Annotated in this window: 12 protein-coding genes; 2 read left to right on the plus strand and 10 right to left on the minus strand. The window is 65.0% G+C overall.

The features are described from left to right. Positions 1-3: 3 nt before the first annotated feature. Entirely contained in the window at positions 4-1,275 is a 1,272-nt protein-coding gene (locus tag E8E91_RS19490) for an AcvB/VirJ family lysyl-phosphatidylglycerol hydrolase (protein WP_280377950.1), read from the plus strand. A 77-nt stretch (positions 1,276-1,352) separates the two neighbouring features. Next, positions 1,353-1,901 (plus strand): cytochrome b, encoded by a 549-nt coding sequence (locus tag E8E91_RS19495; protein WP_280377953.1) that lies wholly within the window; start codon positions 1,353-1,355, stop codon positions 1,899-1,901. 91 nt (positions 1,902-1,992) lie between these two features. On the opposite strand, the gene E8E91_RS19500 is transcribed toward E8E91_RS19495, so the two are convergent. From E8E91_RS19500 to E8E91_RS19545, 10 genes are all read right to left on the minus strand, one after another. Continuing rightward, on the minus strand, positions 1,993-3,897 hold the full coding sequence (locus E8E91_RS19500; RefSeq protein WP_280377956.1) for a potassium transporter Kup: 1,905 nt from the start codon (positions 3,895-3,897) through the stop codon (positions 1,993-1,995). A gap of 375 nt (positions 3,898-4,272) precedes the next feature. After that, positions 4,273-4,500 (minus strand): hypothetical protein, encoded by a 228-nt coding sequence (locus E8E91_RS19505; RefSeq protein ID WP_280377959.1) that lies wholly within the window; start codon positions 4,498-4,500, stop codon positions 4,273-4,275. Between the two features lie 86 nt (positions 4,501-4,586). Next, positions 4,587-5,126, minus strand: coding sequence for a DUF2514 family protein (locus E8E91_RS19510; RefSeq protein ID WP_280377961.1), 540 nt, complete (start codon positions 5,124-5,126; stop codon positions 4,587-4,589). 81 nt (positions 5,127-5,207) lie between these two features. Beyond that, on the minus strand, positions 5,208-5,645 hold the full coding sequence (locus tag E8E91_RS19515; protein ID WP_280377962.1) for a cell wall hydrolase: 438 nt from the start codon (positions 5,643-5,645) through the stop codon (positions 5,208-5,210). 50 nt (positions 5,646-5,695) lie between these two features. After that, positions 5,696-6,052 carry a DUF1353 domain-containing protein gene (locus tag E8E91_RS19520; protein ID WP_280377964.1) on the minus strand — a complete coding sequence of 119 codons (357 nt, stop codon included), beginning with the start codon at positions 6,050-6,052 and terminating at the stop codon, positions 5,696-5,698. Continuing rightward, a complete protein-coding gene (locus E8E91_RS19525; protein WP_280377965.1) occupies positions 6,045-6,548 on the minus strand; it encodes a DUF4376 domain-containing protein in 504 nt (167 codons plus the stop codon). The genes E8E91_RS19520 and E8E91_RS19525 overlap by 8 nt, the downstream gene beginning before the upstream one ends. A 1-nt stretch (position 6,549) precedes the next feature. Further along, the gene (locus E8E91_RS19530; protein WP_280377967.1) at positions 6,550-9,309 is read right to left on the minus strand and encodes a hypothetical protein; all 2,760 of its coding nucleotides are present in this window, start codon (positions 9,307-9,309) and stop codon (positions 6,550-6,552) included. A 30-nt stretch (positions 9,310-9,339) separates the two neighbouring features. Next, positions 9,340-11,460: a hypothetical protein gene (locus E8E91_RS19535; RefSeq protein ID WP_280377970.1), complete on the minus strand. Its 2,121-nt coding sequence runs from the start codon at positions 11,458-11,460 to the stop codon at positions 9,340-9,342. A gap of 115 nt (positions 11,461-11,575) precedes the next feature. Then, positions 11,576-13,255 (minus strand): hypothetical protein, encoded by a 1,680-nt coding sequence (locus E8E91_RS19540; protein ID WP_280377973.1) that lies wholly within the window; start codon positions 13,253-13,255, stop codon positions 11,576-11,578. Continuing rightward, a complete protein-coding gene (locus tag E8E91_RS19545) occupies positions 13,252-13,545 on the minus strand; it encodes a hypothetical protein (protein WP_280377976.1) in 294 nt (97 codons plus the stop codon). The genes E8E91_RS19540 and E8E91_RS19545 overlap by 4 nt, the downstream gene beginning before the upstream one ends. Between the last annotated feature and the right edge of the window lie 147 nt (positions 13,546-13,692).

The raw sequence follows: 13,692 nt of genomic DNA on the forward strand, positions 1-13,692 counted from the left end.
CACATGCTCAAACGCAACTGGCGACACCTGCTGCTGATCCTGATCGTCCTGCTGGTGGGCGCGATCCTGCTGTTCTGGAGCCGTCCCACGCCCCAGGCAAAGCTGGAAAGCCTGAAGGCTTCTGACGGCAGCCCCATGACCCTTGCCAACCCTGCCGGAGCCGTTCAACACCGTGTGCTCCTGCTGGCCAGCGGCGAGCAGCGCCTGGCCGACGCCGACCTGCTGGCCCTGGCCCGCAGCAGCAATGCCCGCCTGCTACAGCTGGACCTGCCGGCCTCGGACTGCACGGCGCAACAGGAACGCCTGCAACAAGCCCGCGAGACCCTGGACGGCGAACCGACGCTGGTGGCGGGTATCGGCGCTGGGGCCTCTTTCGCCTGGCGCTGGCTGGCCGGGCAAGGCAATGACAACGTCCAGGCCTTGTCCATCGACTTCAGCCTGGACACCCCGGACTGCCCCGCTGCCTTGCCGCAAAAGGCGCCCCACGGCCACTGGCTGGCCGCCTGGAACGACAACCCGGACGACCCCAGCGCTGCCTTCGCGCGCAATCAGTCCAATGCCGAAACCCTGATCAGCGACTACGACACCAGCCTCACGCAACTGCTGCAGCAACGCCTGCAAAGCCTGCTGCAAGGCCAGGGCGAGCCGCTGCCGGTGGTGGAAGTGCCCGCCACCCACTCCACCGGGACCGTCACCCTGTTCTATTCCGGCGATGGCGGCTGGCGCGATCTCGACCGCGCGGTGGCCGACGAGATGGCCAAGCGCGACTACCCGGTAGTGGGCATCGACGCGCTTCGCTACTTCTGGCAGCACAAGAACCCCGAACAGGGTGCCGCCGACCTCAGCCGTCTGATGAAGGAATACCGCGAAAAGTGGGGCGCCAAGCGTTTCGTGCTGGCGGGCTACTCCTTCGGCGCCGACGTGCTGCCGGCGTTCTACAACCGGCTACCCAAGGCCGACCAGGACCAGGTGGACGCCATTCTCCTGCTGGCGCTCGCCCGCAGTGGCAGCTTCGAGATCGAGGTACAGGGCTGGCTCGGCAAGGCCGGCCAGGAAGCCGCCACCGGTCCGGAATTGGCGAAGCTGCCGGCAAGCAAGGTGCTTTGCGTGTTCGGCAAGGAAGAAATCAGCGAGAGCGGCTGCACCCAGCCGGGCGCCGTCGGGGAAAATCTCGAACTGCCGGGAGGACACCATTACGACGAAAACTACCCGGCATTGGCGGAGAAACTGCTGGCAGCGGTTGCGAAACGCCAGGAGTCCATTGCAAAGGATTGATCCAGGTTCAGATTCGCTTAAGGCAACGCGGTTATCCTGCCCGACCGTTTCGCCTTAAGACGAGAAAGAGGTACCTGATGAGTCTCAAGAACGCGCCTTCCCGCTATGGGAGCCTGTCCATCGCCCTGCACTGGCTGATGCTGGTACTGATCGCAGCGGTTTACGCCTGCATCGAACTCAAGGGCAACTTTCCTAAAGGCAGCGAAACCCGCGACCTGCTCAAGCAATGGCACTTCATGCTCGGCATGGCAGTGTTCTTCCTGGTCTGGCTGCGCCTGATCGGCCGCATGATCTCCCCCACCCCGGCCATCCAGCCCGCCCCGACGAGCTTGCAGAACCTTGTGGCCAAGTTCATGCACCTGGCGCTCTACGCCCTGATGATCGGCACGCCCCTGGCCGGCTGGCTGATTCTCAGCGCCGCTGGCAAGACCGTTCCCTTCTTCGGCCTGGAACTGCCAGGGCTGATCGGCCCGAACAAGGAACTGGCCGGAGAAATCAAGGAACTCCACGAACTGGCGGGCACCGCCGGCTACTGGCTGATCGGTCTGCACGCCGTTGCAGCGCTGTTCCACCACTACGTGAGCCGCGACAACACCCTGGTGCGGATGCTGCCGGGCAAGAGCTGATAGCTGTTACCCCGTAGGGTGTGCCGCGCGCACTGGAACCACCACTCGGCGTTCCGGTGCGCATGGCGCACCCTACTTGTATATTCAGCCCCTAAATCTCCACCTGCGTCCCCAGTTCGATCACCCGGTTCAGCGGCAGGTTGAAGTATTTCAGGTTGCTGTTGGCGTTCTTCAGCAGGAAAGCGAATAGCGCCTCGCGCCAGCGCGCCATGCCAATGCGCTTGGTGGGGATCACCGTCTCGCGGCTGAGGAAGTAGGTGGTACTCATCGGGCTGAAGTCCAGCTCATTGAGGTGGCAGAGCTTCAGCGCTGCCGGCACGTCAGGCTCCTCGATGAAGCCGAAGTGCAGGATCACCCGGAAGAATCCATCCCCGTAGGCATCCACCTCGAAACGCCGTTCCGCCGGAATCCGCGGCGTGTCTTCACTCACCACCGTCAGTAGCACCACCTGCTCGTGCAGCACCTGGTTATGCAACAGGTTGTGCAACAGGGCATGGGGCACGGCGTCGGTACGGGCGGTAAGGAATACGGCCGTACCCTGCACCCGATGCGGCGGCTGCGAACGGATGCTGCTGATGAACAACGGCAGCGGCAGCGCGGTTTCGTCCAGGCGATCCACCACAATCTGCTTGCCACGCTTCCAGGTGGTCATCAGGACGAACAGCGCCGTACCGGCCACCACCGGGAAGGCACCACCCTGGAAGATCTTCGGCACGTTGGCGGTGAAGAACAGGCTATCGACGAAGAGAAACCCCAGCAGTACCGGCACGGCCAGCCACCATGGGGTTTTCCACAGCAGCAGCATGACCACCGACACCAGCAGGGTGGTGATCAACATGGTGCCGGTCACCGCCACCCCATAGGCCGATGCCAGCGCGCCGGACGACTCGAAGCCCAGTACCAGCAGCACCACGCCCACCATCAGCGCCCAGTTAACCGCACCGATGTAGATCTGCCCCTGCTCCTGCTGGGAGGTGTGCTGCACGAACATGCGCGGGATGTAGCCCAGCTGCATGGCCTGGTGGGTCAGCGAAAAAGCGCCGGAAATCACTGCCTGGGACGCGATTACCGTGGCCAGGGTGGCCAGCAGCACCATGGGCAGCAGCGCCCAGCCCGGTGACAGTAGATAGAAGGGGTTACGCGCGGCAGCGGGGTCGGCGAGGATGGCCGCCCCCTGACCGAAGTAGTTCAGCACCAGCCCCGGCAGCACCAGGAAGAACCAGGCACGGGCGATGGGTTTACGGCCGAAGTGGCCCATGTCGGCGTAGAGCGCCTCGGCACCGGTCAGGGCCAGCACAACCGCCCCGAGGATGACCACACCCACGGTCGGATGGGTGATGAAGAAGTGCACGCACCACCAGGGATTCATCGCCTTCAGCACCTCCGGCTGCTGGACGATGCCGTAGATCCCCAGGGCACCGAGCACGCTGAACCAGAGCACCATGATCGGCCCGAAGAGAATGCCGATACGCGCCGTGCCGTGCTTCTGGATCAAGAACAACCCCACCAGCACGATCAGCGACAACGGCACCACCCAGTGGCTGATGCCATCGAACGCAAGGTCCAGGCCTTCGACGGCGGAGAGCACCGAAATCGCCGGGGTGATCATGCTGTCGCCGTAGAACAGTGCCGTACCGAACAGGCCGAGCAGCACGACCACCGACCTCAGCTTCGGGTAGGACCTGGAAGCGCGCTGGGCCAGCGCGGTCAGTGCCATGGCGCCGCCTTCGCCTTCGTTGTCGGCACGCAACACGAACAGCATGTACTTGATCGACACCACCCAGATCAGCGACCAGAAGATCAGCGACAACACCCCCAGAACCCCGTCGTGGTTGACCTGGACGCCGTACTGGGGGGAGAAGACTTCCTTCAGGGTGTACAGCGGGCTGGTGCCGATATCGCCGTAGACCACCCCGGCGGCGGCTATCAGAAGGCCAAGCCCGGTGGTCGAATGCCCCTCATGCTGATGGGCGGAGTGGGTGACGCTTTCGCTCATCTGAACCTTCCTGCTCATGACTGTTGGTGCGCATCGTCTGATAAGCCATCCTGGCAACGAGAAGCATCCCGCATCCGCTCCGCCAGCTTCCTACAGGCTAGCTGCGAAATGACAACAGATGAGGGTGGAAATGGCTGACGCCTGCCGCTAGAATTGCGCACTTTTTGATCAGAGGCGCCCTCCCGAGCGCCCATCGAGGTTAGCCGCAATGTCCACCGCCACCCCCAAAGTCGGATTCGTCAGCCTGGGTTGCCCATAGGCCACATTCTCTATACAGATATTTCGGGCACAAAAAAAGGCCCGGTGCCACAGGGAGAACCCCATGGCACCGGGCCTTTACTCATTGGATTGCAGGGCGTTCGCGGATCTAGCGAGTCAGTCCTGAATCGTCAGAACCATTCCTGTCGCGACTACCTTGAACTCCCGCTGAGATAGCTTGTTTACAGCGCCGCCATACTGGAGCTGATAGCGCTTCATTCCCTCGATCCGCTCGCACGAACCGTCAAGATTCCTGATTTCGGTGACTTCCTGATACTCCTGGATCGCGTAATCCAAAAGGTCAGGCCCGACAATCACAAACTGCCGAACAAATACTTCTGCCATCAGTGACCCTCCTTGTGGTATCGGAGGAGCGTACTTGTTACCAGGTGGCCACTCAATACAACCAGCGCACAAGCGTCACTACCACATCAGGGCTCACTCCCCCTCACGCGGTCATAGGCCAACTCACAGGCCCGCCCCGCTACTCCCCTTCGGTCGGCTTCAGCAGCATAGAGTCGAGCAGCCTCTCCAATCCGGCTGAGCAGGTCGGCTCGCATTCGGGCTTCGTCTTCGGCTGCCTGGCTGAGTTGGGCAGTGACGGAATTGCCGCAGGCGCGGCTCCTTCGCTCGGCTTCCTCGAATCGCTGCTGCAGCCGGTCGAGAGCATCACCAGCCCGAGCAGCATCAGCCCGAGCCACTTCCAGTTCCCCTTCCGCTTCATTCCCCACCTCATCCACCACCTTCTGGCGGCGCTGTTCCTCGGCTCTCGCCCGCGCATCCGTCCGGCGGTCGCGCTCGGCAACCTCCAGGCGGTAATCGCTGAGCCCCTTCTCCGCCTCAACCTTGCCGGTGTTCGCGGTGGCAACATCGGCCTGCAGGTCAGCAACCCGCAGCTGCTGGCCACCGCCCACCAAGAGCAGCGCCAGCGCCCACCAGAGCCAGGCCGAATTCAACTTCGTCCACCCCATCATTTGCTCCAATCTAAGCTGTGGCTTCGATTGTTACGGCACGGCAGTCAGAAGAGCCGAAAACGAAGCCATGGTTTCGACTCAAGGCACATCCTTGAAGAAGACGTGCCGGCCGATCTTCGCCGTGCGCTTCGCCAGCGGCGCCCAGGCCGGCGCCTTGGGCATGGTGGTGGCGTAGTAGTGGGTAGCCTGGCCAGTGGGGTCAGGCTGACGCCCCTCGATCACGGCGACCGCTGCCTCCCGGGCCCGCATGTATTCGCTGGCCGGGATCTGCTTCTCGCCCCGCAGGTAAGCGGAGTTCGGATCGTTCTTGTTCCAGCAGCTGAACTGCCAGGGTGCCCGGCACACACCTTCATACCCCTCGCCCCACCAGTCCGGCTTGCCGTCCTTGCCCAGGTCCATCTCGACGCGGTTGCGGATGGTCCAGCCCACGGCTACCTGCCCGGCTATGCCCTCTCCTCGTGCCTCGCCCCAGATCGTGCGGGCGAGCACATCTATATCGCGCTCTCGTTGCGACATGTGGTTTCTCCAGAAATGAAAAACCCCGCCGAAGCGGGGTCGGGGATGGGTCACTGCCGGTAGCGCGCCGCGCCGAACAGGCGCACACCAGCCCACATCAACCAAGAACGCCAGCGGGAATGGCCGCTGGAGCGCAAGGCATTGAGAAAGACTCCGTCAGCCGCCGCGCGGGGCAACGAGCCAGAGTGGTACAGGTGGTCGTGCAGCACAGCAGCCGCGTGGCCATACGCGCCAAGCAGCAGGAATGCCAAGGGCAGACGCGGGACCGAGGCGAAATCAGTCTCAAACCCGGCCGGCACCACCAGCAGGCCATGACCAGCGTCCAGATATGAAAATGGCGCCAGGAGGCGCCATTTCTTGCGGTCGTGCTGCAGTTCGACCTGTAGCGGGAACGGGAATCTATCCATTGGGCCAACCCTCCTCTAGCAGGTCCTCGGTGAAGGTTCCGGCCGCCAGCTCAGCCAGCAGTGCCGCCTCCCGGTCAAAGCAGGCCTGCACATGGGCGCGCACCGCGCGAGCCACAGCGATCACCTGTTGGGCGGTGAGGTCAACGAATCCGTCTTCCGCCTTCCAGCGCAGGACGTAACCGGGGTCAAGCATCGCCTCGACTGCCGCACCATTGATCAACAGCTTGCTGCGGTCGTCGGTGTTGATGCGCATGCTGTTGACGGAAATCCCGCCGACCTCAGCCATATAGCGGCGGGCGGCGATGCGCGAAGCGCTCCTATCCCTTTCATCGGCCAGAGGATCATAGGCCAACAGCGCGGCCTCCAGCGGCGCCTGCTCAACGTCATCGACGTAGAGAAACTCGCCGTCAAACCGGATAGCTTCGTCGCCGGTCGATCCAGCCTGACGCGCGATAGACACAAAGTTGAGAACTTCGGTGCAGGGTACTTTGGCCATATCAGTCCACCTTGAAGCCGTAGAAGCGCGAAGTCCCGGCAGCGCCGTATACGTCACGCGCGCCGGAGGTCGTATCGAGTCGCCCGTAAATCTCGAGTGTGTCGCCGGCCGCCACATCGATAAACGTGATACCGGAGGGGCCGCCTGTGTTGGGCCGCCCCGCGGGCGCGTGGCCGATATTGCCGACCTGCGACCCGTTCTTGTACAGCCGGATCGATATCACGTCGTCGGACGCGGTGCCCTGAAACACCAGGGAAGCCCCGAATACCCATTTACCCGCCCCGTTTGCCGGCACGGTGAACACTGACGTGGCGGGGTTGTAGCCACCACCAAAATCGAAATCTTCCGTTTCGAACGTGATTTTCGTGGAGGTGCCGTTGGCAATGGACTGCACCGCGGAAACCTTGCTCGCCGAGAACTCCAGTACCGCACGGTCACCGCGCGCCAGTACCGTCCAAGCGCTGCCGTCGCAATACAGGATAACGGTCTCATTCGCAGCCATCTTGCGCGTGGTCGCGCCGTTGATGGTCTCAACGCCGTTGGGGTCGAGCGTGACAATCTTGGTCAAGGCTGGCGACATACGCAGGCCGATGAACTTGCCCGCGTTGCCCGCCACCGCCGGCAACCCCACGGTGTAATCGGCGCTCGTACCGGTGCAGACGTGCAGCTTGCCGAAGGCCGTCGACGTCAGTGTGGTCGCCGCGCTGATGCCCACCTCGGCATTGACCAGGGTGGCGAGTATGTCGCCGGCCGCCCCGCCTCCGCCCGACGCAGCGATGGTTAGCGTGTTCGCCGCATCGTTGTAGGTCAGCGTGATGTTGGTGCCAGCAACCAGAAGGGATGCCACGCGATCATCAACTGCTTCGCTGAAGTCGCTGATGGTCGAGGCGACTTGCGTGCCGGTATGGTTCGCCCGGCTCTTCAGGTTGGCGTCGGTATCGTTCGCCGTCGCTCCGGTGGCCACCCCATCCAGCTTGGCCTTGTCCGCCGCGCTCATGAAGCCGGCCACCACAGTGGTAGCCAGGGCATGCACGCTGCCGCCCTGGCCAAAGTGGTCGTTGAGCTGTCGTTGAATCTTGCCGAACGCCTGCTGCACCGTGTCGGTGCTGACGATGGCGCCACCTGTGGCCAGGCTCAGGCCGCTGAGCACGGTCGCCAGAACCCGAGCGGTGGTGAAGTAGAGGTTGCTCGCGCCCTCTACCAGCTCGTCGGTATTGCTGTTCTTGGTCGCGCCAGTGGCCACCCCCGCCAGCTTGTCCTGCTCCGCATCGGTGAAGCCGTTGGTGTCCGGGTTTGACTCATACAGCGTCTTGACCTGAGCGGCGGTCAGTGGCGCACCACTACCCGACAGCACCCACTCCAGATCGCTGACGTCCCAGATGTACCGTAGGGTGTCGACGCCCTCTCCCGCGTCCACGTCGGCATAGTCACCAGCTGCCGCCGTGGGCAGGGCGGCCTCCAGGGCCGCGAGACTAGCGAACACACCCTTGAAGTGACTCGACTCCAACCCTGCGAGCTTGGCCTTTTCGGCGCTGGTGAAGTTCTCCTGGCTCAGGCCCTTGCCGGCTTCCTTGTCGACCTTGCCGGCCAGGCCAGCAGCCAGGTCGGACGGCTGCACAGCGGCGTCCGCCTTCGCGCCCTGCTCTGCCGTGGCCGCGCCGACATCACCCGGGGTGGCCGGAATGAACGGCTTGTCTTGCAGGTCGGGGTAGCTGCCGCTGGTGGCCACCGGGGCGAGATCGCCAGGCTGCACGGCGCTATCAGCCTTGGCGCCCTGGGCGGACGTCGCCTTGCCGGCAAGCGCGGCGACCAGGTCGTCCTGATCGAGCAGAGTGCCGCCGATGGTGCCCCACACGGTCGGTGCTGCTGGGATGGCGCCGGCATCGCTGGTGTTGCCGTCGCTGTAGGTGATGATCAGGTGGCCACTGCCATTGACGGCCACGCCGGTGATGCTGCGGCCGTCATCGCCGGCCGGACCCTGGAACGGAACGCCATCGGTCCAGCCGCCCGGCGCACCTTCGCGCAGATACAGCAGACCGTTGTCGAGGGCCAGGTAGGCGAAGTTCACGTCCTCGTCGTCGTACTGGTCGCGCTCAGCCAGGGGGCCGAGAGCATCCACCTTGAACGCGGGACCCATGGGGCCGGGCACGCCCTGACCGCCAGCGGTGAGGACCCAGGCACCCTCACAGGTGGCGCTCGGCGCGGCGCCCACCGGATAGACCTTGGCCTGACCGGTGAAGGCGCGGTAGTTCTCTCCGTTGGGGAAAGCCAGATCGAGGTACCAGACGCCCTCCTTCCAGGTCAGGGCAGTGGTCTGCTCGTCCGTCAGCTCCACCTCCACCCAGCCGCCGGCATGGACAGTCGGCACCACGCTAAGCAGCACGGCACCGGACGCATCCAGCACCTTCAGGGTGGCGACTACGCCGGACAGGCTCACCGGCAGGTAGTAGCTCAGCTCACCGCCCTTGGGCAGCAGGCCTGTGGCGGCCAATGGGTTGATGTCCAGGTGCTGGGCATCCACCACCTGGGCCAGGTGCGGCAGCGCGCGGGGGAATTCCTTGTTCAGCGCCGGGAAGCCGGCGACACCACGCACCCACACCGGCCAGTCGGTCGGCAGGCCGTGCTCGACGGTCAGGCGCACGGGCGAGGTGCTGGCGATGGCGGTGATCGGTCGATACGCCAGCTCCGGCTGCATGATGCGCAGGATCTGGCGGAAGGTCGCGCCCTGAATGACGGGCAGGTCTAGGCGGGCCGGCTGCATGGCTGGCTGCTCCTTGAAGTCAGAGTGGCGTTACAGGGCTTTGATGAACTCGTTGCGGCCGCCGAGCGGCAGCGCGAAGTGCGTGCTCATGTTGAAATCCGGGGTATAGGCGGCCAGGTAGCCGCCGCTTCCCGCGACCAGGGCGCGGCCTCCGCCGGCCAGCACCCGCTTGGGCGCCGGCGCGCTCTCGCTGGGGAAGTTCCAGACGAGGCCTTCCCAGCGCTCGCCATCCTCGGACGTGTAGACGCTGGGGTGCGTAGCTGCGAGGACAAAGACCCCATCCCCGAAGGCCAGGTGCAGCGCGCCCACCGGAGCCGGCCCCACCACTTCCCAGGCTTTGCCGTCCCGCGAGACGTGCACCCGCGCGGAGTCCACCGCGACAAACCGGCCATTGCCAAAGGCCAGCGCCGTGGGGCGACCCATCACGTCGAAGTGCGTGGTCCAGGTGATCGCATCCGGACTGGTCATGGTGATGGAGCTAGTGGTGGTCAGCACCCAGGTCCCAGCCCCATAGGCCAGCAAGGCCGAGCCCCCGCCGCTTACTGTCGCCTGGGTCCAGGTCACCCCATCCGCGCTGCTGGCACAGATGTTTCCGAAGATGACGGCGAAGCGACCGCCGCCGAACGCGGCGACACCGGCCGCGCTGGACACACCACTGAGGGTGATCAAGGTCCAAGTCTCGCCGTCGGCGCTGGTCATGATGCGGCCGGAAGTACACCCCACCACGAACAGGCCATTGCCGTAGACGGCCGAGATCGCCGGGGTGGGGACCGCCAACTCCACTCCGGCCCAGTTCACTGCGTCGGTGCTGACAACCAGGTCGCCGGCCGTGGAGACCGCCACGTACTTGCCCGCGCCGTAGGCGATGGCGCTGATATCCGACGCGCCCGCCACGTTGACGCGCCGCGCCCAGGTGCCTCCCGCCGGGCGGAAGTAGTAGGTGCCATTGCCCCCGCCCAGCACCTCCAGCGCGCCGTCGCTGAAGTAGGTCAGGACATCCTGGTTGTAGGGGAGCGGGTTGGTGAACGCCGTCCACGTCACGCCATCGGTCGATTCCCGCACGCTGGGCCCGGACAGCAGCACGCGACCGCCGCTGGCGGCGAAGGCGTCGTGGAAACCGAGCCCCGGGTTGTTGCTGGTCCAGGTGCTTCCGTCGCTACTGGTGTACGCCAGCGAGGTGTCGTAGGTGACGAAGCCGCCGGCCACCGCCCCCACCGCATTGAGGGTCTCCGTGGTGCCGGAAGTCCCCAGGGTCCAGGTCAGGCCATCGGTGCTGTAGGCGACCTTCCCCGAGGCGCCAACGATGACGAACCGGCTCACGCTGTAGGCCACGCCATTGATGGCACTGGTGCCGAATTGGCTGGTCCGCAGGGTCCAGTTGATGCCGTCAGGGCTGGTGGCCAGCTTGCCGGAGTCCCCGACCGCGACAAACAGCCCGGCCGCAAAGGTCACGCTGCGCACCGTCGAGCCGGAGAATGGCGAGGTGGCCAGGGTCCAGGTCAGGCCGTCGGCGCTGTAGGCAATCCGGCCGGAGAGGCCCACCGCCACGAATACCCCGGCGCCGAACGCCAGGCCGTTAACCTGGACACTGGTACTGGAGGCATCAACCAGGGTGACCGACGCCCAGGTAGCGCCACCGTCTGCACTGCGTACCAACTGGAACGAGCCGACGAAACTGAGCAGGTAGACGCTGCCGCCCTTGCAGATAGGGCCCGGCGTGCCGGTCCCTTGCGGACGCAGTGCAGAGGAGCGGCGCAGCCGGGCTAGGCGGTCACCCAGCAGGGCATGCAGAGCCGGATAGGTACCCTTCGGCTTAGCGCTGCCGTCGGCCGCCAGCCAGGTCGCGCCTGGGTCACGCGACGACACCAGACGATCGCCGATCTGGGCGCCGCCACTGCTGGTCTGCCCCAGGCCAGCCAGACCACCGGCCGTCACGCGGATGCTGACGCGGGTATCCGCGAGCCAAGGCCGGGCCACGCTGACTTCCTGGTTTCGCTCGATGGTCAGCGTTCCGGCGACATTGGCCGTGACCTTGACGATCTCCCAGTCAATCTCCCGACCCGTAGAGTCCACCTCGCTGAGGGTCAGCAGGTAATGGTCGCCAGACCCCAGCCCCGTCAGCTTGGCCGCTTCACCGGCATCGACAAACATCGACACTGCCTCTGCCGTTATGGGCGCGAGCAAGGTCGTCGACCAGTTATTCAAAAATTTCAGCATGCAAGCTCCCTACCCGGCGCCAGGGCTCCGGGTTGATGAAGGTCTGTGGTCAGGTCCAGCTGATGGGGTCGGCCGAGGCAATCACCGCCTCGCCCGTCAGGGGGTTGAACGAGCCATACGGTCGGTAGGTGTACCAGGGCGAAGTGTCGTCGGTGTCCGCGCTGGTTTCCGATACGCCCGGCACCAGGGAATCCCCAGGCGAAAGCGCATCGCTCCAGTTCATGGTGCCGAGGGCCACCCCAAAGCCAGCCGGGCGCCGCGTGATGAGCCCGACCAGGTTGTTCGCCCAGCGCTTGAAGGCGATGTTGTAACCGCCCGTCTCTACCGGCACGTAGTTCAGGGTGAAGTCCGCATCGGCGGCGCTGTAGGTGGTGATGTCCACCGCGTCGGTACCCTCGCCGCCCGCCACGCTGTCGTGTCGTTCGGTAAACCAGCCAAACGTGGTGCCGCTGGTATCCGTTGTTTTCTCGCTCACCTCGACCCGGCTGCCCGGGAGGCCGGTCGCGGAGTAACTCGTCTCGATCGAGACCGACTGCGAACCGGAGACTTCCACCTCGCGCGTGCCGACGCGCAGGCGGAACAGGGCCGAAATCGTCTGCGATGAAGAGCGCGAGCGGGTCACCGCGTGCTGCTCAATCATGGTGGCGCCGCCCAAGACGCACACGCCGTCGCCATTGATGTTGGACTGCCGGAGCACATCCCGGCCGCTGTACTCGATCTCCGGTTCCGGCGCGCTGGCGGTGCAGCTCTTCTCAATGTCCAGCAGCGCTTCCTCGATCTCCCCCGCGGCGTTGAACCACATCGCCATGATGCGGCCGATCAGGGTCAGCGCATTGGTACCGCTGATAACCTTGTAACCGGTACCTGATGGCGCCGGCACCAAGTCGGTGGTGTAGGTGGTGATAGTGTCCAAGTAACCGGTACAGCTCGGCGGCGCGCCCGCCCGGGTGTCCTCGGTCGATTCGCTGGTCGACACTTCCAGCTCGACATAGCTGACGCTGGCCGCGTTGTTGACCGCCACGGTGCCGTTGGTTTGCGCGGCCGTGCGCAGGGCCGTCAGGCTGGCCGAGAAATCCACGCCTGGCGTACCGCTGAGGGTCAGCTGCAGAAAGCCCTTGGTGCCCTCCTGCGCGGCATCCAGGTAGAGCCGGACGATGGCCTGGGAGCCATCGGGCTTGATCGCCTCGACCTTGCCCCGCCGCTCTTCGCTCGACAACCAGCTGGGCTGGCCCATGGCCGCCGTGCTGATCGTGCGGGAATAGCTATGGCTGGCCGCCGGGGCGCCGAACACCCCGAAGCGGCGCATCTCCAAGGGGATAGTCAGCCCGTCGGCGCTGGTCCATTGATACTCACCCAGCGCGCATGCCATCCAACGGCTACCGTCAGGAGCCGCGTAGATCCAGCCATCCACTTCCTTGCTGTGCAGATAGGTCTTGGCCGCGGCGGTGTCACTGGCTCCGGCCAGTAGCGCCTTGTTCAGCCAGGTCCGCCCAGCAGCGGCATCATCCGCCAGTTCCTCCGTCGAGCGCTCCACCGCCGGCACGCCGGGCATGCGCACCAGGTGCGTGGTTCCGGCATTGTTCGTCAGCCACATGGCGCGGTTGTCTGGATAGAGATCGCGGCGGGCACCGTCGGGCTGTGGCCAGGGCCGGTTCTCGCCATTGGGCAGGGTCAGATGGCCGCCCTCTACCCGGCCGTGCCAGGGGCAGCCCCAGACTGGAGCCGTCATGGCGCCACCGGGTTGGCCAGGTTGAGCGCCCCCTCGGTGCCGTCGGCGTCTACCAGATGGATCGTCTTTGGCGCAGGGATCATGAGAATGCCGTCACTGCTCCACAGGCCCGTTGGCCAGTACTCACGCGCGGCGAATGACGGCTCGGTTAGTGGCCAGGCGACACCGCCACCACCGCCACCAATCTTGGGCTTGTTGGGGTCCCAGGTACCTCGCCCCGTCGTCTCCGGACGCCCGCCCGTGACTTCGCGCGGCGCCAGGACCTGGTTACCGCGCGGAGTTGTCTCCAACGCATTCAGATCCTGCTTCAGCGTGGTACCGCGCCGCTGACGCTCCAGTGACGCCCCCAAGTTCCGTCGATCCTCCTGGGAGGTACTAGCACGTCCGACACGGATGGCTTCCGCAGATGCTCGACGGCCCGCTCCGGCGGTAGCCGC

The organism is Pseudomonas sp. BN515, from assembly GCF_029873155.1.
GTDB lineage: Bacteria > Pseudomonadota > Gammaproteobacteria > Pseudomonadales > Pseudomonadaceae > Metapseudomonas.